Origin of the sequence: Rhodococcus sp. RS1C4 (genome assembly GCF_002258225.1) — a bacterium.
In the GTDB taxonomy this organism is placed as follows: domain Bacteria; phylum Actinomycetota; class Actinomycetes; order Mycobacteriales; family Mycobacteriaceae; genus Rhodococcoides; species Rhodococcoides fascians_E.
Map to the genome: position 1 here is coordinate 139,198 of NZ_NOXZ01000044.1, position 18,150 is coordinate 157,347.

Genomic DNA, 18,150 nt, shown 5'->3' on the forward strand with positions numbered 1-18,150 from the left:
CGGGCGGTGTCCGCCGCCTCGACTGCGCAGAACGGTACGCCGAGCCGTCGCGCCAGCATTTGGCGTCGGATGTGCACTGCCTCATACCTAGTCAGACGCAGCCGGCACGGCGACGGTTCCCGAGTCGACGACGGCGGAACCGCAGGTGACTATCCGCTGTTGCGCAGGGCAGTCGCCAAACCGTTCATCGTCAGCAGGATGCCGCGTTTGACGCGCTCTTCCTCGTCACCGGCGCGGTAGCGGCGCAGCATCTCGACCTGCATCTGATTGAGGGGCTCGAGGTACGGGAACCGGTTGTGGACCGACCGTTCCAGGGCCGGATTGTCCTCGAGCAACCTCGAGTGTCCGGTGATGGACAGGTACATCTCGATGGTCTTCGCATGCTCTGCTTCGATCATTCCGAAGATCCTGGTGCGCAGTTCCGTATCCGGGACGAGTTCGGAGTAACGAGCAGCGATCCCCAGATCCGATTTGGCCATGACCTGCGCGAGGTTCGACAGTACCGTTTGGAAGAACGGCCACTTCCGATACAGGTCCGTCAGTACCGCCAGCTTGTCGTCGTCGCCGCCGACCCATTCCTCGAACGCCGTACCGGTTCCGTACCAGCCGGGCAGCATCACACGGCACTGGCTCCAGGACATCACCCATGGGATCGCGCGCAGGTCGTACACCGAATTGGTCGGCTTGCGTGACGCGGGGCGGCTTCCGATGTTCAGCTCCCCCACCTCCGCAACCGGAGTGGACATGCGGAAGTACTCCACGAATCCGGGCTCCTCGTGCACCAATCGGCCGTACGCAGCGCGGGCTTTCGCAGCCAGGTCGTCGAGCACCTCGTAGGCAGGCTCGGCGCCGTCGCCCAGACCCTCCACGTCGAGGAGGGTCGATTCGAGCGTGCCCGCCACCAGCGATTCGAGGTTGCGGCGCGCCATGGACGGCTCGGCGTACTTGGCGGCGATGATCTCGCCCTGCTCGGTCAGACGCAGCGACCCCTGCACGACGCCCGGAGGCTGCGCGAGGATGGCGTCGTAGCTCGGACCGCCGCCGCGACCGACGGTGCCTCCACGACCGTGGAACAGCCGCAACCGAATTCCGGTCTTCCGCGACGCCTCGAGCAGATCCAGTTCGGCGCGGTACAACGCCCAGTTGGCGGCGAGGTATCCGCCGTCCTTGTTCGAGTCCGAGTAACCGAGCATCACTTCCTGGTTCATCCCGCGGCCCGCGACGAGAGCCCGGTAGACCGGAACGTCGAGGGTGGCCACGAGCGTGGCCGCACCCTGCTGCAGGTCCTCGATGGTCTCGAACAGGGGCACGACGCCCACCGTCGACGTCGGGGCGGATCCGTCGGTGCCGGGGTCGAAGATCCCGGCCTCCTTCAGCAGCAGGGCTGCCTCGAGCATGTCGCTCACCGACTGGCACATGCTGATGATGTAGTTCTGGATCGTGTCGGGCCCGAGGTGATCGATGGCCACCTTCGCGGCGCGCACGATACCGAGCTCCTTGGTCGCGAGCTCGCTCAGCTGAGCTGTCGGACCCACGAGGGGACGACGAGTGGTCAGCTCGCGGGACAGAAGAGCCACCCGCTCGTTCTCGTCGAGCGAGGCGTAATCGGGGTGCACGCCGGCCCAGGACAGGAGTTCGGCGACGACTTCCTCGTGCGTCTCCGAGTTCTGGCGCATGTCCAGAGCCTGCAGGTGGAATCCGAACGTCTCGACGGCCTGACGCAGCGCCAGCAGACGATCGTCGGCGATGAGCGCATCACCGTCGGCGCGCAGCGCCCGGTCGATCGTGTCGAGATCGTTCAATACGTCCTGGGGCGCGGCATACGGGGTGGATCCGACGTCGAGTCCGGCGACGGGAACGGAGTCGAGAACCCGGGCGGCGGTGGCCGTCAGGCGTGCTCGGATCCCGCGAACCGCAACGCGATACGGCTCGTCGTTGCGGTTGTCGGCGGGATCGCCTGCTTCTGCCGCCAACGTCAGCAGTTCGTCGCTGACCGCGACGAGACGCACGGACATCGACAGTTCTTTCTCGAGCGCGACGAGCTCGTCCAGGTAATGAGCGAACGCGGTGTATCCGGCCTGATGGGTCGCGGTGTGCACGACCTCGGCCGTGACGTTCGGATTACCGTCGCGGTCTCCGCCGATCCACGAACCGGGACGAAGAATGGGCTGCGGCAGCAGGTCGCTCGACGGCCACCTCTGCCGAAGGGCCGCACGGACGTCCGCGTTGAGCGCCGGAATGACGTCGAACAGTGACGTCTCGAAGTAGCGGAGGCCCACCTCGATCTCGTCCTGAATTCGGAGCCGTGACAACCTGATCAAGGCCGTCTCCCACAACGTCAGAACCTGGCGACGGATCTGAATGTCCACCGCAGCAAGCTCTTTGGCGGCACTCGACGCCTTGTTCGCCGCCGCGGACGAGGCAACCTCGCGCCGTCGCATGAGCTCGGTGATCCTGGATTGAACATCGAACACCGTCCGTCGACGCGTTTCCGTCGGATGCGCAGTGATGACCGGGGCCACCAGTGCATCGGTCAGCGCGTCGGCCACCTGCTGCTGGGTGAGGTCGGCGGAATCGAGTTTGATCCACGTCGCGTCGAGGCTGCTGTCCTGAGGCGGATCCTCGCGATCGAGGTGAATTGCGCGACGGCGCTCGCGGTGCAGGTCCTCGGCGAGGTTGGCCAGCAGCGAGAAATGACTGAACGCACGAATGAGCGGAACTGCCTGCGACACGTCGAGATCTGCGTAGATCCCGAGTGAATCGTCGCGCTCGCCCTCCGAGCGGCGGACGGCGAAGGATTCGACGCGGGCACGTTCGACGAGGTCGAACACGGCGGGTCCTTCGTGCTCGCGGATGATGTCACCGAGAATTCCACCGAGGTATCGAATGTCTTCCCGCAGCGGCTCGGTCAACTCACGACCTTGCGTCGTGGGTGTGACGAAGGCGGGAGATCCTGACGACTCCAAAGGGGTTTCGCTCATCCCCCGATTATCGTGCACCCACCGGTGTCATGCAGCCCGAGGTCCTGTTCGGGCCCGGCACCGACACATGATATGTAAGGACAAACCCGATCAGGAGAACTTGATCTCCAGGCCGATTCCGAGGATTGCGATCAGCCACACGACGCCGGTGAAGATGGTCAACCGATCCAGGTTCTTCTCCACGACCGTCGAGCTCGACAGAGACGACTGGACACCGCCGCCGAACAGACTGGACAGGCCGCCACCCTTGCCCCGGTGCAGCAGCACCAGAAGAATCAGCGCCAAACTGGTGACCACCAGCAAAATATCCAGGAACAGTTCCATGTCCGCCTCACAATAGTCTCAGCTCACAACCCGTGACAGCCTACCTGCACGACGCACATTGCCGTGTCACCGCCTCGGTGGCGGTGACACGGCAATGTCCGATGTACGGCTCGACCAGCTGCTGCGATCAGGGCAGAGGGCCACCCGCGGCGATTGCCGACAATGTGGCGAACTCGTCCGCCTTGAGGGAGGCTCCACCGACGAGCGCACCGTCGACGTCGGGCTGGCCGACGATCTCGCCCACGTTCTTCGCGTTGACGGAGCCGCCGTAGAGGACCCGCACGCCCGCCGCCACCTCTGCGGAGGCGAGCGTCTTCAGCTCCTCGCGGATTGCCGAGCACACTTCCTGCGCGTCCGCGGCACTGGCCACTCGACCGGTGCCGATCGCCCACACCGGCTCGTAGGCGACCACGACCTTCGCGATGTCCTCGGCCGACAACCCGGCCAGCGAACCACGAAGCTGCGTGATGTTGTACGAGACGTGCTCGCCAGCCTCACGGATGTTGAGGCCCTCACCGATGCACACGATCGGTGTGAGTCCGTGCTTCAGTGCAGCCTTGGTCTTGGCTGCGACCGCGGCGTCGTCCTCGCTGTGCAGGGTTCGACGCTCGGAGTGCCCGACGACAGCGAACGTGCAACCGAGCTTCGCGAGCATCGACCCACTGATCTCACCGGTGTATGCGCCGGACTCCTGTGCGGAGACGTCCTGCGCGCCGTAGGTGAGCAGGAGCTTGTCGCCCTCGATGAGCGTCTGCACACTGCGGATGTCCGTGAACGGCGGAATGACCGTCACGTCCACCTTGTCGAAGTACTTCGCGGGCAGCGAGAACGCGATCTTCTGCACCAGCGAGATCGCCTCGAGGTGGTTCAGATTCATTTTCCAGTTGCCTGCGATGAGCGGCTTACGTGCCATGGTTCATCCCTCCAGCGCTGCGATGCCGGGAAGCTGCTTGCCCTCGAGGTATTCGAGAGATGCACCGCCTCCGGTCGAGATGTGCGAGAAGCCGTCGTCGGACAGTCCCAGTGCACGGACGGCGGCTGCGGAGTCCCCGCCGCCGACGACGCTGAACGCGCCCTTCTCGGTGGCACCGACGATTGCCTCGGCGATGCCCCGCGTTCCTGCGGAGAACTTCTCGAACTCGAAGACACCGGCCGGGCCGTTCCAGAAGATCGTCTTCGCGTTCGCGAGCACGACGGTGAATCGGCTGACGGACTCCGGCCCGATGTCCAGTCCCATCCAACCGTCCGGGATCTCGGATGCGGCAACGGTCTTGGCTTCGGCGTCCTTCGAGAACGAGTCACCCACGACGATGTCGACCGGCAGGTGGATGACATCGCCGAACCGCTCGAGCAGGTCCTTGCAGACGTCGATCTGGTCTTCCTGCAGAAGCGAAGAACCGACCGAGTAGCCCTGTGCGGCAAGGAAAGTGAACGCCATGCCGCCGCCGATGACCAAAGTGTCGACCTTGGGTGCGAGCGCCTCGATGACACCCAACTTGTCCGAGACCTTCGACCCGCCGAGCACGACCGCGTACGGGCGTGCCGGATCCTCCGTCAACTTGGCCAGCACGTCGGCCTCGGTGGCCACCAGACCACCTGCGTACGACGGAAGCAGCTTCGCCACGTCGTACACCGAAGCCTGCTTGCGGTGCACGACGCCGAAGCCGTCGGACACGAAAGCACCCTCACCGTCGGTGAGCGCGACCAACTCGGCTGCCAGCTGAGCACGCTCGGCCTCGTCCTTGCTGGTCTCACGCGGATCGAACCGGATGTTCTCCAGCAGCAGTACGTCGCCGTCGGTCAGCCCTTCGGCACGAGCCTGAGCATCCTGGCCGACGACGTCGCCCGCCAACTGAACGTGGCGACCGAGCAGTTCCCCGAGCTTCGACGCCACCGGCGCGAGCGAGTACTTCGCCTCGGGCTTGCCGTCCGGCCGGCCGAGGTGTGCGGTGACGATGAGCTTCGCACCGGCGTCGAGCAGTGCGTTCAACGTCGGAAGCGATGCGACGATGCGACCGGGATCGGTGATGACACCGTTCTCGATCGGCACGTTGAAGTCCGAGCGCACCAGAACCGGGCGACCCGACACGCCGGCGTCGATCAGGTCCTGCAGAGTCTTGACTGCCATGTGATCAGAGGGACTTTCCGACGAGACCGATGAGGTCGGCCAGGCGGTTGGAGTAGCCCCACTCGTTGTCGTACCAGGACACGATCTTGACCTGGTCGTCGATGACCTTGGTCAGCGGTGCGTCGAAGATCGACGAGTGCGGGTCGGTGACGATGTCCGAGGACACGATCGGGTCGGTGCTGTACTTCAGGATGCCCTTCAGCGGGCCTTCCGCTGCTGCCTTCATGGCGGCGTTGATCTCGTCGACGGATGCCGACTTCTTCAGGTTCGCCGTGAGGTCGGTGACCGAGCCGGTCGGGATCGGCACCCGCAGTGCGTATCCGTCGAGCTTGCCGAGAAGTTGCGGGAGCACCAGGCCGATGGCCTTTGCCGCGCCGGTGCCGGTGGGGACGACGTTGAGGGCCGCTGCGCGTGCGCGACGCAGGTCGCTGTGCGGGCCGTCCTGCAGGTTCTGGTCCTGCGTGTACGCGTGCACCGTGGTCATGAGCCCCTTGACGATGCCGAACTCGTCGTCGAGGACCTTGGCAATGGGGCCGAGGCAGTTGGTGGTGCACGACGCGTTGGAGATGATGTTCTGGCTGCCGTCGTACTTGTCGTCGTTGACGCCCATGACGATCGTGATGTCCTCACCCTTGGCAGGTGCGGAGATGATGACCTTCTTGGCGCCTGCGTCGAGGTGGCCCTTGGCCTTCGAGGCGTCGGTGAAGATACCCGTGGACTCGACTACGACGTCGACGCCCAGGTCACCCCACGGGAGAGCCGACGGTCCCTCGCGCAGCGACAACGCCTTGATCTTCTGATCGCCGACGACGATGGTGTCGTCGCCTTCGAGGCTGACGTCGTGCGGCAGACGGCCCAGGATCGAGTCGTACTTCAACAGGTGCGCCAGGGATGCGTTGTCGGTGAGGTCGTTGACAGCCACGATCTCGATGTCGGTGGTGCCCAGAGCTTTCTGCGCATCGACTGCCCTGAAGAAGTTACGTCCGATGCGGCCGAAGCCGTTCACGCCTACCCGGATCGTCACTGTTCGCTCCTAAGTTGTTGAACCGATTGTCGTATTTCGCGCATGGGGCAAGTCCCTACGTGCGTTTTCCACCCTAGTGTGCGCACTGCATTCGCGCGCGCATCACCCTCCACCTGCAGTTATCCGACCAGTCGCGTCGTCGGCTCTCGCCGGTGCCTCAGGCCTCGTCGAGCAACTCGGCGGTGACGGCGGACTCGGTGTCCGGAATGCCGGTGTCCTTCGCCTTTCGATCCGCCATGGACAGCAACCTGCGGATACGTCCGGCGACCGCATCCTTGGTCATCGGTGGGTCCGCGAGTTGGCCGAGTTCTTCGAGCGATGCCTGTCGATGCTGGACGCGCAGCGACCCGGCCGCAGCCAGATGATCCGGCACGTCTTCGCCGAGAATCTGCAGCGCACGTTCGACCCGCGCCGCCGCGGCCACGGCGGCTCTCGCCGACCGGCGCAGGTTGGCGTCGTCGAAGTTGGCCAGCCGGTTGGCGGTGGCACGCACCTCACGACGCATGCGCCGTTCTTCCCAGACGAGCCTGGTGTCCTGCGCTCCCATGCGTGTGAGCAGCGCGCCGATGGCTTCTCCATCCCGCACGACGACTCGGTCGGTGCCTCGCACTTCCCGTGCCTTGGCGACGACGCCGAGGCGGCGAGCTGCACCGACCAGTGCAAGTGCGGCCTCGGGACCGGGGCAGCTGATCTCGAGTGCCGAGGACCTACCCGGCTCCGTCAGAGAACCGTGAGCCAGGAACGCCCCGCGCCACGCTGCTTCGGCGTCACCGACCGTGCCGCCGACCACCTGAGCGGGCAGCCCTCGGACGGGACGTCCACGCATGTCGAGAAGTCCGGTCTGGCGGGCGAGTGCCTCGCCGTCCTTGGCCACTCGGACGACGTACCGCGAGCTCTTCCTCAGACCACCGGCGCTGAGAACGTGGACGTCGGACGTGTACCCGTAGAGGTCCAGGATCTCGCGGCGCAGTCGGCGTGCTGTCGAACCGAGGTCGACTTCCGCCTCGACGACTACTCGTCCGGCAACGATGTGAAGCCCGCCGGCGAAACGCAGCAGCGCCGACACTTCGGCCCTCCTGCAGCTCACCTGGGTGACAGCGAGCCTGCTCAGCTCGTCCTTCACCTCAGCTGTCATGGCCACGAAGTGATCCCCTCTCTGCGCGGCCCGTCGGACGCGTCGTTCTCCTGCGAGGAGACGATGCTACCGAGAGCCGCAGCCAACTTTCCGAAATGATGTGCGTGGGTGCCCGGTTCCGCGACGTCCACGTAGACGACGTCGGCTCCCAACCGTGCTGCCGCTCGGGCGAGATGCTCGCGTTCGCCACCGGCCGGGACGAACGCGGAGTCGACGACGATGTGGTCGACCCTGAAATCCGGTGCGTGCTGGGACAGTACGTGCAGGTGCCGCTCGGCGGAGAATCCGGTCGTCTCCCCCAATTCCGGTGCCAGATTGAGTACGAGCACCTTGACCGCGGACGACCGTGCCAATGCGGCCAGCAGATCCGGGACGAGTACGTGGGGAATCACACTCGAGAACCACGACCCCGGTCCGAGTACGACCAGATCGGCCTCGTCGATGGCGCGAACCGCTTCGGGCGTCGCGGGCGGATCCGACGGTAGGAGTCGTACGCGCCTGACCTTGCCCGGTGTCGTCGCGACGGCGACCTGTCCGCGGATGACGCGCGACACCCTTGGATCGTCCTCCAAGCCCGAGACGTCGGCCTCGATGTCCAGCGGGATCGGTGCCATCGGCACGACGCGGCCCTCGATTCCGAGCAGGCGCGCTGCTTCGTCCAACGCGAGCACCGTGTCACCGAGAACCTCCGTCAGGCCCGCGAGGATCAGGTTCCCGACGGAATGGCCCGCGAGCGCACCCGATCCACCGAACCGATGCTGCATGACGTCCGCCCACATGCGCGTGCGTTGTTCCTCCGACGACAGCGCTGCCAGCGCCATACGGAGGTCGCCCGGCGGGACCATCCCGAGCTCCGCGCGGAGCCGGCCCGAGGACCCACCGTCGTCCGCGACGGTGACGATTGCTGTCACGTGCGATGCAAGCCTGCGTGCCGCGCTGAGCGTTGCGTACAGACCGTGTCCACCGCCGAGGGCGACGACTTTCATGTCGCTCATTCGCGGCCCGCGTCTCGGTGCAGCACCCGCACCGACAAGTCTTTCTCTCGCGCCAGCATGTCTGCCAGCGCTTCTGTCATTGCCACACTTCGATGCTTGCCACCCGTACACCCGACCGCGACGGTCATGTAGCTCTTGCCCTCCCTGCGATACCCGTCGACGGTCAAGTGCAACAAGTGCCGAAAGGTCTGCAGGTAGTCCTGGGCACCGTCTTGACCCAGGACGTAATCACGCACTGCAGGCTCTTTGCCAGTATGTTCTCGCAACTCGGGAACCCAGTGCGGATTCGGCAGAAATCTCACGTCGCACACCAGATCGGAATCGATCGGCAGACCGTATTTGAAGCCGAAGGACTGGACGGTCACACCGATCACCGCGATGTCGGTTCCTCCGAACGACGCCTCCACTCGGCGACGTAGTTGATGCACCGACAGCGATGTCGTGTCCACGACGACGTCCGCGACGGATTTCACCTCGGCGAGCCGGGCACGTTCGGCGTGAATCCCCTCGGACAGGGTGCCGTCCTGGCCGTCGTTCTGTAGTGGGTGGCTTCGGCGGTTGGATTCGAACCGTTGGATCAGCACCGCATCCGCGGCCTCCAGGAACAGGACTCGGTTCCGTATGCCCCGCGAGTTCAGTTCACGAACGACCCATCCGAGGTCACCGGTGAACAGTCGGCTGCGGACGTCCATCACCAGTGCGAGGCGTTCGAGCGGAGGTTCCGAGGCGAGCGCCACGTCGATCATCTTCGAGATCAACTCGGGTGGCAGGTTGTCCGCCACATACCACCCCAGGTCCTCGAGCACCTTCGCGGCCGTGCGCAGACCCGCACCGGACAGACCGGTCACGAGCGCAACCTCGATAGCATGAACTGCGGTCGCTCGAACTGCGGTGGCTGGAATCGCGTCCGGTCGTGCGTCCACGTCTCCAACCGGGTCCGCTTCGTGAACGTCGTCGTCCTGCCGAACATCCGGTTCGCTCACGTCACAACCTGCCCTGTCGAAGTCGTCTCCTGCCGATCTTCCCCCACCGGCGCCGTCGATGCCGACATATCGCCCTCGACCTCGGCCGACGACCCTTCGCCTGCGGCTGCCCCCGTCGCGGTGACGCCGGCGTCGGCGTCACCTGCCCCCAGTGCGTCCAGGACTGCCTTGGCGGTGGTGGCTCCGATTCCCGGGACCTCGACGATGTCCTCCACCGTCGCCTGTTTGAGTTTCGCGACGGAGCCGAAGTGCGTCACCAGCGCCGTCCGTCTGGTCTCGCCGAGACCCTTCACCGAATCGAGCGCCGACGCGGTCATCCTTCTGGACCGCTTGCTGCGGTGGAACGTGATGGCGAACCGGTGCGCTTCGTCCCGAACCCGCTGGAGCAGATACAGCGACTCGCTGGTTCGAGGAAGGATCACCGGATCGGATTCGCCGGGAACCCACACTTCCTCCAGACGCTTCGCGAGGCCGACCACTGCGACGTCGGTCACACCCAACTCGTCGAGTACCTCGGACGCGGCAGCGACCTGCGGTGCTCCGCCGTCGACGACGAACAGGTTGGGCGGATACGCGAACCGTCGCGGACGCCCGGTCTGCGGATCCAACGCGGCCTCCGGCGACAGGTCGCCCCCGGATTCGTTGCCCGAGGCATCGGAGCTGTGGCGCAGGAATCGTCGGCGGGTGACCTCGGCGATGCTCGCGACGTCGTCGGAATGCCCGTCTCCTGCGGCTTCCTTGATCGCGTAGTGCCGGTAATCGCTCTTGCGCGGCAACCCGTCCTCGAAGACGACGAGCGACGCGACGACATCGGTGCCCTGAACGTGCGAGATATCGATGCACTCGATGCGCAGCGGCGCGGAATCCAGATCCAGCGCCTCCTGAATACCCTGCAGCGCGGCGGATCTCGATGTGAAGTCACCGGCTCGCTTCAACTTGTGCTGTTGCAGAGCTTCTTTCGCGTTTCGTTCGACGGTTTCCGCGAGCGCCTTCTTGTCTCCTCGCTGCGGAACCCTCAGCTGCACGTTCGATCCGCGCAGCTCGCTCAGCCACTGCTGCACCTCGTCCGCGTTGCCCGGTAGGACCGGGACGAGCACTTCCTTCGGGACCGCGTTGGCTCCCGCGTCGTCGACGCCGGGAGTGCGCGAGGACAACGCTGCTTCCTGGCCGTAGAACTGGGTGAGGAACTGCTCGACCAGAGCCGGAAGGTCGGACTGATCGTCGGCCACCGTCTCGATGACCTCACCCGCCTTCTCCACGACCCATCCGCGCTGTCCGCGGACTCGGCCGCCGCGTACGTGGAAGACCTGCACCGCAGCCTCCAGCGGATCGGTCGCGAAGGCCACCAGGTCGGCGTCGGTTCCGTCACCGAGCACCACAGCCTGCTTCTCCAGTGCCCGCTTCAAGGCGCCCACGTCGTCGCGGAGTCGAGCAGCGGATTCGAAGTCCAGATTCTCCGACGCGTCCTGCATCTTCTTCTCCAGCTGCCGAACCAGCTTGTCCGTCTTGCCGGACAGGAAGTCACAGAAGTCCTCGACGGTGCGTCGGTGCTCGTCGGCCGACACGCGTCCGGTGCACGGCGCGGAACACTTGTCGATGTAGCCGAGCAGACACGGGCGACCGATCTGCTTGTGCCGTTTGAGAACTCCTGCCGAACAGGTACGGGCCGGGAACACACGCAACAACAGATCGAGAGTCTCGCGAATTGCCCACGCGTGTGCGTAGGGACCGAAGTATCGGACGCCCTTGCGCCTGGGTCCGCGGTAGACGAACAGACGCGGATACTCCTCGTTCATCGTGACCGCAAGCATCGGGTAGCTCTTGTCGTCGCGGTACCGAACGTTGAATCGAGGATCGAACTCCTTGATCCAGTTGTACTCGAGCTGCAGCGCCTCGACCTCGGTCGTCACCACGGTCCATTCGACGGATGCCGCCGTGGTGACCATCTGGCGAGTGCGCGGGTGCAGGGACGCGACGTCCGCGAAGTACGAATTGAGGCGGCTTCGAAGGCTTTTGGCCTTGCCCACGTAGATCACGCGTCCGTGAGGATCACGAAATTTGTACACGCCGGGCTCCACCGGGATGGTTCCGGTTGCCGGGCGATATGTAGCTGGGTCGGACACGGTGTCCAGGTTAGCCGCAGCCACCGACCGGCTTCGGCGAGCTAGCGGTCCGAGCCCGCATACTTCGCTTCCAGGCTGCGGAAGGACCGGACCGCGGCGACCGCGTGATCCCGATCGTTCGACTGGATGGCCATCACCGGAATGAACTCGTCGTCCGGGATGTCCACCCGCGCCCACATCGCCCCGTCGGGGAAGGACAGACCGCGAACGAGGTCCCATTCGATCAGACGCTCGGACAGGATGTTCCTGACCGCAACGCCCTTCTTGCCGACCCGCACCCGTGGGCGCGTCAACAACAGTGCGATACCGGCCAACAACACACCGATGCCGGCCAACGCCAGCTGATCGGCAGTGCGGAAGTACACCCCGGTGGGCGAGATCCGCAGCAGGATCGCCACGGTGGTGTGTGCCACCACCAGCAGAACAGCGGCAGCAATCGCGTAGCGCGCGGACTTCTTGGACCGGACCTCGAGATCCCAGCCTGCGTTCTCCGTCATCGAAATTCCTGGTTCGTCCACGGTTGCCGCAGATGCTTCAGGGTCAGCGCGGTGTCGATCGCCGCCGCAGCGGCCTGCCCGCCCTTGTCCTCCTTCGACCCGGGAAGCCCGGACCGATCGAGAGCCTGCTGCTCGTCGTCCGTCGTCAACACTCCGTTGGTCACGGGAGTGCTCTCGTCGAGCGACACCCGCGTCAGACCGGCCGTGACGGCGTCGCACACGTACTCGAAATGCGGTGTTCCACCTCTGATCACCACGCCGAGAGCAATCACCGCGTCGTGGTCACGGGCCAAGGTCTGCGCGACGACAGGAAGCTCGATCGCCCCCGCCACTCGAACGACGGTGACCTCGGTGACACCGGCTTCCTCGACCTTCCTGCGTGCGCCGTCGAGCAGAGCCTCGGAGATGGTGCGATGCCACTGACCGGCAACGATGGCGACCTTCAGATCACCTGCGCCCTCGAGTTGTAGTTGTGGTTCGCCTTCCCCGCTCATGAATGCTGCCCCTTCTCGTATTCGTCGAGTCCGGCCAGGTCGTGGCCCATGCGGTCGCGCTTGGTGCGTAGGTAGGTCAGGTTCTCCGCGTTCGCCCGCAGCGGCATCGGGACGCGCTCGGTGACGTGCAGTCCGTATCCGTCGAGACCGACTCGCTTGGCTGGATTGTTCGTCAGCAGGCGCATCGAGGAGATGCCGAGATCCACCAGAATCTGAGCACCGATTCCGTAGTCCCGCGAATCGGCTGGAAGTCCGAGCTGAAGGTTTGCGTCGACGGTGTCCGAACCTGCGTCCTGCAGCTGGTACGCCTGCAACTTGTGCAACAGTCCGATACCGCGGCCTTCGTGCCCTCGCATGTACAGCACGACGCCTCGGCCCTCGGTGGCGATCATGTCGAGCGCAGCATCGAGCTGAGGACCGCAGTCACACCGCAGCGAACCGAAGACGTCGCCGGTCAGGCACTCCGAGTGCACACGGACCAGGACGTCGCTGCCGTCACCGTCCGGTCCGGCGATATCTCCGCACACCAGGGCGACGTGCTCCACCTCGTCGTAGACGCTCTGGTATCCGACGGCGCGGAAAGTGCCGTGAGCGGTGGGAATCCGAGCATCCGCGACGCGCACGACGTGCTTCTCGTGCTTGCGGCGCCACGCGATGAGATCGGCGATGGAGATGAGTGCGAGGTCGTGGTCGTCCGCGAAGACCCGCAACTCGTCGGTCTGCGCCATCGAGCCTTCGTCCTTCTGGCTGACGATCTCGCAGATGACTCCCGCAGGCCGCAGATCGGCCATTCGTGCCAAGTCGACGGCCGCTTCGGTGTGACCCGGTCGACGCAGGACTCCGCCGTCCTTCGCGCGAAGCGGAACCACGTGTCCCGGCCGGGTGAAATCGCCCGCGCCCGTCGTCGGATCCGCCAGCAGCCGCATGGTCGCAGCCCTGTCCGAGGCCGAGATTCCGGTCCCGATGCCCTCCCGGGCGTCGACCGTCACCGTGTAGGCCGTGCCGTGCTTGTCCTGGTTGGTCGCGTACATGGGAGGAAGACCCAGGCGGTCGCAATCGTCACCGGACAGCGGTACACAGAGGTACCCCGAGGTGTACCGCACCATGAACGCGACGAGTTCCGGCGTCGCCTTCTCGGCCGCGAAGATGAGGTCGCCCTCGTTCTCGCGATCCTCGTCGTCGACCACGACCACAGCTTTACCTGCGGCGATGTCCGCAACCGCGCGCTCGATACTGTCGAACCTTGTCACGTCCTACGCTCCATACGTCTTGTTCACACCCCAGACGAATTCAGGCATGAATACTTCGTCAACAGTAACTTTCCGGCATTCCTACTCGGCGGCGAGGGTCTGCAGCCGTTCGACGTATTTGGCGATCACGTCGACCTCGAGGTTCACCGGCGTCCCGACGTCCGAACTACCCAGCGTCGTCAGGTCGAGCGTCGTCGGAATGAGCGAGATCTCGAACCAGTGCCCGCCGTCGTCGTCGCGACCGAGCGCCGACACCGTCAGCGACACCCCGTCGACGGTGATGGAGCCCTTCTCGACGACGTACCGCGCGACCGAGGTGGGCATTGCGATCCGGACGACCGTCCAGTTCTCCGAAGGAGATCGGTTCACCACCGTCCCGGTGCCGTCGACATGACCCTGAACCAGGTGACCACCCAGCCTGCTGTTCAGTGCTGCCGCACGTTCCAGATTGACCCGGCTGCCCACCGTCAAGCGCTGCAAGCTGGACCGGTTCAACGTCTCCTGCATCACGTCGGCCGTGAACGCGCCGTCGGCCAGCACGTCGACGACCGTCAGGCACACACCGTTCACGGCGATCGAATCACCGTGCCCTGCATCCGACGTGACGATCGGACCCTTCACCGTGAAGCGGGCGGCATCGGTCAGATCGTCCTTGCCGACGATCTCGCCGAGTTCCTCGACAATCCCAGTGAACATCAGATCTCCACTCTCTCGTTTCCGGTCACTACTGCAGCTTCACCGCGCTGACGACCACGTCGGTTCCCAGTGGGACGACACTCTCGATCGAGAACCGCAGGGCGTCGGAAATTGTTCCGACGCCTGCATTCTCCACCGCCGAGGTCCCCGAACCGAGTACGACGGGAGCGATGTACGCCACGATGCGGTCGACGACACCTGCGGCGAGAAAAGCGCCGGCCAGGGTCGGCCCACCCTCGACCAGGACGTCGGTGTACTCGCCGAGCGCGTCGACGACGTCGTGCGGATCGTGCGATCGGACGAAGATCGTGCGTGTGTGGTCGCCGCGGATGCGCGCCTCGGGAGGGATGTCACGATGGCCGACGACGACGCGGACGGGTTGGTGCGGTGCGGAGCTTCCGTCGGGAAGCCGGGCTGTGAGCAGCGGATCGTCCGCGATCACGGTTCCGGTCCCGACGACGATTGCGTCCAGAGTCGCGCGCTGCGCGTGTACGTGCGCGCGAGCGTCGGGTCCGGTGATCCACTGACTCGTGCCGTCCTGCGCTGCGCTGCGGCCGTCGAGACTTGCCGCGTACTTCAACGTGATGTGGGGGCGTCCGGTCCGTTGCTTGTGTAGCCACGCGCGCAGTGGACCGCGCTTCACGGCGTCGGACTCCAACCCGGACGAGACGTCGACGCCTGCCTCGGCGAGCGTGCCTGCTCCCCCTTCGGCAAGAGGGTTGGGATCGGCCACCGCATAGACGACACGACGAACGCCTGCCGCGATCAGCGCCTGCGAGCACGGACCGGTCCGACCGGTGTGATTGCACGGTTCGAGCGTGACCACTGCCGTTCCGCCGCGTGCGCGTTCACCGGCTTCCGCAAGAGCGACCACCTCGGCGTGCGGACCCCCGGGCGGCCGCGTCGCCCCGGTCCCCACGACGACCCCGTCGGCGTCGAGGATGACGGCTCCGACCGGCGGATTGGGACTGGTCGACCCCCTGGCCGTTTCCGACGCGGCGATGGCGAGCGCCATGGCGGCGGTCTCGCTCACAGCGGCGCCGGATGTCATCAGTGTGCGAGGTGGTGCGACGCCCCGGCTGCACGGTCGCGCAACGCGCGCACGGTCGCTGCGGGATCGGCTGTGCCGTACACGGCGGACCCGGCGACGAAGCAGTCGACGCCGGCGTCCGCGGCCTGCTCGATGGTGTCGGCATTGATGCCGCCGTCGATCTCGACGACCAAGGTCAGTTCGCCGGAGTCGACGAGATTGCGTACCGTGCGAGCCTTGCTCAGCACCTCGGGCATGAACGACTGTCCGCCGAAGCCCGGCTCGACGCTCATGACGAGCAGCGTGTCGAAATGCCGAAGTATCTCGAGGTACGGCTCGATCGGGGTGCCGGGCTTGACGCTCAAGCCTGCTTTGGCTCCCGCTGCACGGATGTCCTTCGCGACGGCAATGGGATCGTCCGTCGCCTCCGCGTGGAACGTGACGTTGTAGGCACCCGCCTCCGCGTACGGCGGCGCCCACCGAGCCGGATCCTCGATCATCAGATGGCAATCGAGGGGTATGTCGGTGGCCTTGACGAGACTCTGGACGACGGGAAGGCCGAGCGTCAGATTGGGAACGAAATGCGCGTCCATGACGTCGACGTGGAGCCAGTCGGAGCCTGCGACGGCCTCTGCTTCCTCCCCCAGACGGGCGAAGTCGGCGGAGAGGATGGACGGAGCGATCATCGGAGCTGCCACGATGAGACAGCTTAAAGGGTCGGCCGCCGGGCTCCCGCGGCGCGTGATTTCTCCGTGCCCGATTCAGAGCCGCTTCAGGGCCCGCTTGGGGGCCTTCGCTCGCCACGCTTCGGTGAGCAGCTCCTGCACTTCAGTGGCGTCCGCCCGGTCCAAGTCCACGATGATCGAGCCGTGCCCGTCGTAGTGATCCGTGGTGTAGTACGCGGAGCCGGGCGCGGCCAGCAGAGCTTCTTTCTCTTCGAGGCTGCACATGACGACCACGCCGCCCTCTGCTTCGGCCCGTAGACGGGCTATCAACTTGTTCGCCACCTTCAACGCGGGAGTGTTGTAGGACGTCGACTCCTCGGTCTCCGGAAGGGTCGCGGCGAACGAGACGAGGTCTTCCCATGCAAGTGCCATGGGAACAGTGTCGACCATGTCCGGCCGCGGCACTTGGAGGAATGCGCAGCGTCAGTCCAACGGTCGACGAAGCGCAGCGAGGAACATCGCGTCCGTTCCGTGGCGGTGCGGCCACAGCTGCGCCGACGCACCGTCACCGAGCTGTGGAACGTCGGGCAGGAGCTGGTGGGTGTCCAGCTGCCGAGCGCCGTATCGGCGCACCGCGTCCGCGACGACGGCCGTGGTCTCGGACAGGTGCGGCGAACAGGTCGAATACACGACGACGCCGCCCGGCCGTACCAGCTTCAGTGCGGAGGCGAGCAGTTCCTTCTGCAACGCCACCAGCCCCGCCAGGTCGGACTGCGTGCGACGCCACCGCGCCTCGGGCCTCCGGCGCAGCGCTCCGAGTCCGGTGCAGGGCGCATCGACCAGGACGCGGTCGTATCCGCCGTCGAGACCCGGGTCCCGGCCGTCCACGACGTGAACGGTGACCGGGAGCCCCTTCGTCGTCTTCGACACGAGGTCGGCACGGTGCGGGGTCGGTTCGACGGCGTCGACACGGGCGCCGTCGATCTCGGCGATCGCCCCGAGCAGAGCCGCCTTGCCTCCGGGACCTGCACACAGGTCCAGCCAGCGTCCGCCGTCCTCGCCCTCGATCGGTGCCAGCGTCAGCGCGCGCGCCACCAGTTGGCTGCCCTCGTCCTGCACACCGGCCAGGCCGTCTCGGACTGCGTCGAGCTTGCCGGGATCACCGCCGTCGAGATAGACGGCGTACGGTGAGTACTTGCCCTCTTCACCTCCGGTGACGAGGGCGAGCTCCTCGGCGGAGATCTCCCCCGGTCGTGCGACGAGATGGACTGCGGGCCTGGCATCGTCGGCGGCCAGCACATCCGCCAGTTCTGCGGCGTCCGCCCCGAGCGCGTCGGCGAAGGCCTGCGCGATCCACTTGGGATGCGCGTACTCGAACGCCAGATGTCCGACGGGATCCTTGTCTGCTGCGGGAGCGAGCTCGTCGACCCATCGATCGGCGGACTTCTCCGACACTCGCCGAAGCACGGCGTTGACGAATCCTGCCTTGCCGCTGCCGAACTCGGCCCTGGTCAGATCGACCGACGTCGCCACGGCAGCGTGGGGCGCCACGCGGGTACGAAGCAGTTGGTAAGCACCCAGCCTCAGGATGTCGAGCAGACCACCGTCTATCTCCGAAATCGCACGACCCGAACCGCTTTCGATGACCGAGTCGAGGAATCCTCGGGCTCGCGACGCTCCGTAGGCGAGTTCGGTCGCCAGGGCAGCATCACGCGTGTCGAGCTTGCGCTCGCGCAGCAGCCCCGGGAGCACGAGGTTGGCGTAGGCATCCCGCTCGCGTACCGCCTTCAGTACGTCTCTGGCGGCGAGTCGCGCAGGGTCGACA

Annotated in this window: 17 protein-coding genes; all 17 read right to left on the reverse strand. The window is 65.7% G+C overall.

The genetic code is table 11. The annotated features are described in order from the left end of the window. Positions 1-149: 149 nt before the first annotated feature. Positions 150-2,981: a phosphoenolpyruvate carboxylase gene (gene ppc, locus CH289_RS22910; protein WP_037187859.1), complete on the reverse strand. Its 2,832-nt coding sequence runs from the start codon at positions 2,979-2,981 to the stop codon at positions 150-152. Between the two features lie 90 nt (positions 2,982-3,071). Continuing rightward, positions 3,072-3,305, reverse strand: a complete 234-nt coding sequence (gene secG, locus CH289_RS22915) for a preprotein translocase subunit SecG (protein ID WP_019666357.1) — start codon at positions 3,303-3,305, stop codon at positions 3,072-3,074. A gap of 127 nt (positions 3,306-3,432) precedes the next feature. Continuing rightward, on the reverse strand, positions 3,433-4,218 hold the full coding sequence (gene tpiA / locus CH289_RS22920; protein ID WP_019666358.1) for a triose-phosphate isomerase: 786 nt from the start codon (positions 4,216-4,218) through the stop codon (positions 3,433-3,435). Positions 4,219-4,221: 3 nt separating this feature from the next. Beyond that, positions 4,222-5,433 (reverse strand): phosphoglycerate kinase, encoded by a 1,212-nt coding sequence (locus CH289_RS22925; protein WP_094711037.1) that lies wholly within the window; start codon positions 5,431-5,433, stop codon positions 4,222-4,224. 4 nt (positions 5,434-5,437) lie between these two features. Continuing rightward, complete coding sequence (gap, locus tag CH289_RS22930) at positions 5,438-6,457, reverse strand: type I glyceraldehyde-3-phosphate dehydrogenase (RefSeq protein ID WP_019666360.1); 1,020 nt, start codon at positions 6,455-6,457, stop codon at positions 5,438-5,440. Between the two features lie 157 nt (positions 6,458-6,614). Beyond that, positions 6,615-7,598 (reverse strand): DNA-binding protein WhiA, encoded by a 984-nt coding sequence (gene whiA, locus CH289_RS22935; RefSeq protein WP_019666361.1) that lies wholly within the window; start codon positions 7,596-7,598, stop codon positions 6,615-6,617. Further along, a complete protein-coding gene (locus tag CH289_RS22940) occupies positions 7,589-8,587 on the reverse strand; it encodes a gluconeogenesis factor YvcK family protein (RefSeq protein ID WP_019666362.1) in 999 nt (332 codons plus the stop codon). The genes whiA and CH289_RS22940 overlap by 10 nt, the downstream gene beginning before the upstream one ends. Further along, positions 8,584-9,510, reverse strand: a complete 927-nt coding sequence (gene rapZ / locus CH289_RS22945) for an RNase adapter RapZ (protein ID WP_371828079.1) — start codon at positions 9,508-9,510, stop codon at positions 8,584-8,586. The genes CH289_RS22940 and rapZ overlap by 4 nt, the downstream gene beginning before the upstream one ends. 56 nt (positions 9,511-9,566) lie before the next feature. After that, a complete protein-coding gene (uvrC, locus tag CH289_RS22950; RefSeq protein WP_080733959.1) occupies positions 9,567-11,693 on the reverse strand; it encodes an excinuclease ABC subunit UvrC in 2,127 nt (708 codons plus the stop codon). Positions 11,694-11,734: 41 nt separating this feature from the next. Next, a complete protein-coding gene (locus tag CH289_RS22955; protein WP_019666365.1) occupies positions 11,735-12,190 on the reverse strand; it encodes a PH domain-containing protein in 456 nt (151 codons plus the stop codon). Next, entirely contained in the window at positions 12,187-12,684 is a 498-nt protein-coding gene (gene ribH / locus CH289_RS22960; RefSeq protein WP_019666366.1) for a 6,7-dimethyl-8-ribityllumazine synthase, read from the reverse strand. The genes CH289_RS22955 and ribH overlap by 4 nt, the downstream gene beginning before the upstream one ends. Further along, entirely contained in the window at positions 12,681-13,934 is a 1,254-nt protein-coding gene (locus CH289_RS22965; protein ID WP_019666367.1) for a bifunctional 3,4-dihydroxy-2-butanone-4-phosphate synthase/GTP cyclohydrolase II, read from the reverse strand. The genes ribH and CH289_RS22965 overlap by 4 nt, the downstream gene beginning before the upstream one ends. Before the next feature lie 81 nt (positions 13,935-14,015). Then, positions 14,016-14,630 (reverse strand): riboflavin synthase, encoded by a 615-nt coding sequence (locus CH289_RS22970; RefSeq protein WP_019666368.1) that lies wholly within the window; start codon positions 14,628-14,630, stop codon positions 14,016-14,018. Positions 14,631-14,658: 28 nt separating this feature from the next. Continuing rightward, on the reverse strand, positions 14,659-15,681 hold the full coding sequence (gene ribD / locus CH289_RS22975; RefSeq protein ID WP_094712872.1) for a bifunctional diaminohydroxyphosphoribosylaminopyrimidine deaminase/5-amino-6-(5-phosphoribosylamino)uracil reductase RibD: 1,023 nt from the start codon (positions 15,679-15,681) through the stop codon (positions 14,659-14,661). Further along, the gene (gene rpe / locus CH289_RS22980; protein ID WP_019666370.1) at positions 15,681-16,358 is read right to left on the reverse strand and encodes a ribulose-phosphate 3-epimerase; all 678 of its coding nucleotides are present in this window, start codon (positions 16,356-16,358) and stop codon (positions 15,681-15,683) included. The genes ribD and rpe overlap by 1 nt, the downstream gene beginning before the upstream one ends. Before the next feature lie 63 nt (positions 16,359-16,421). Then, positions 16,422-16,757 carry an MmcQ/YjbR family DNA-binding protein gene (locus tag CH289_RS22985; RefSeq protein ID WP_176458839.1) on the reverse strand — a complete coding sequence of 112 codons (336 nt, stop codon included), beginning with the start codon at positions 16,755-16,757 and terminating at the stop codon, positions 16,422-16,424. A gap of 51 nt (positions 16,758-16,808) precedes the next feature. Continuing rightward, the coding region (locus CH289_RS22990; RefSeq protein ID WP_256977461.1) for an RsmB/NOP family class I SAM-dependent RNA methyltransferase at positions 16,809-18,150 on the reverse strand (1,342 nt) is incomplete at its 5' end.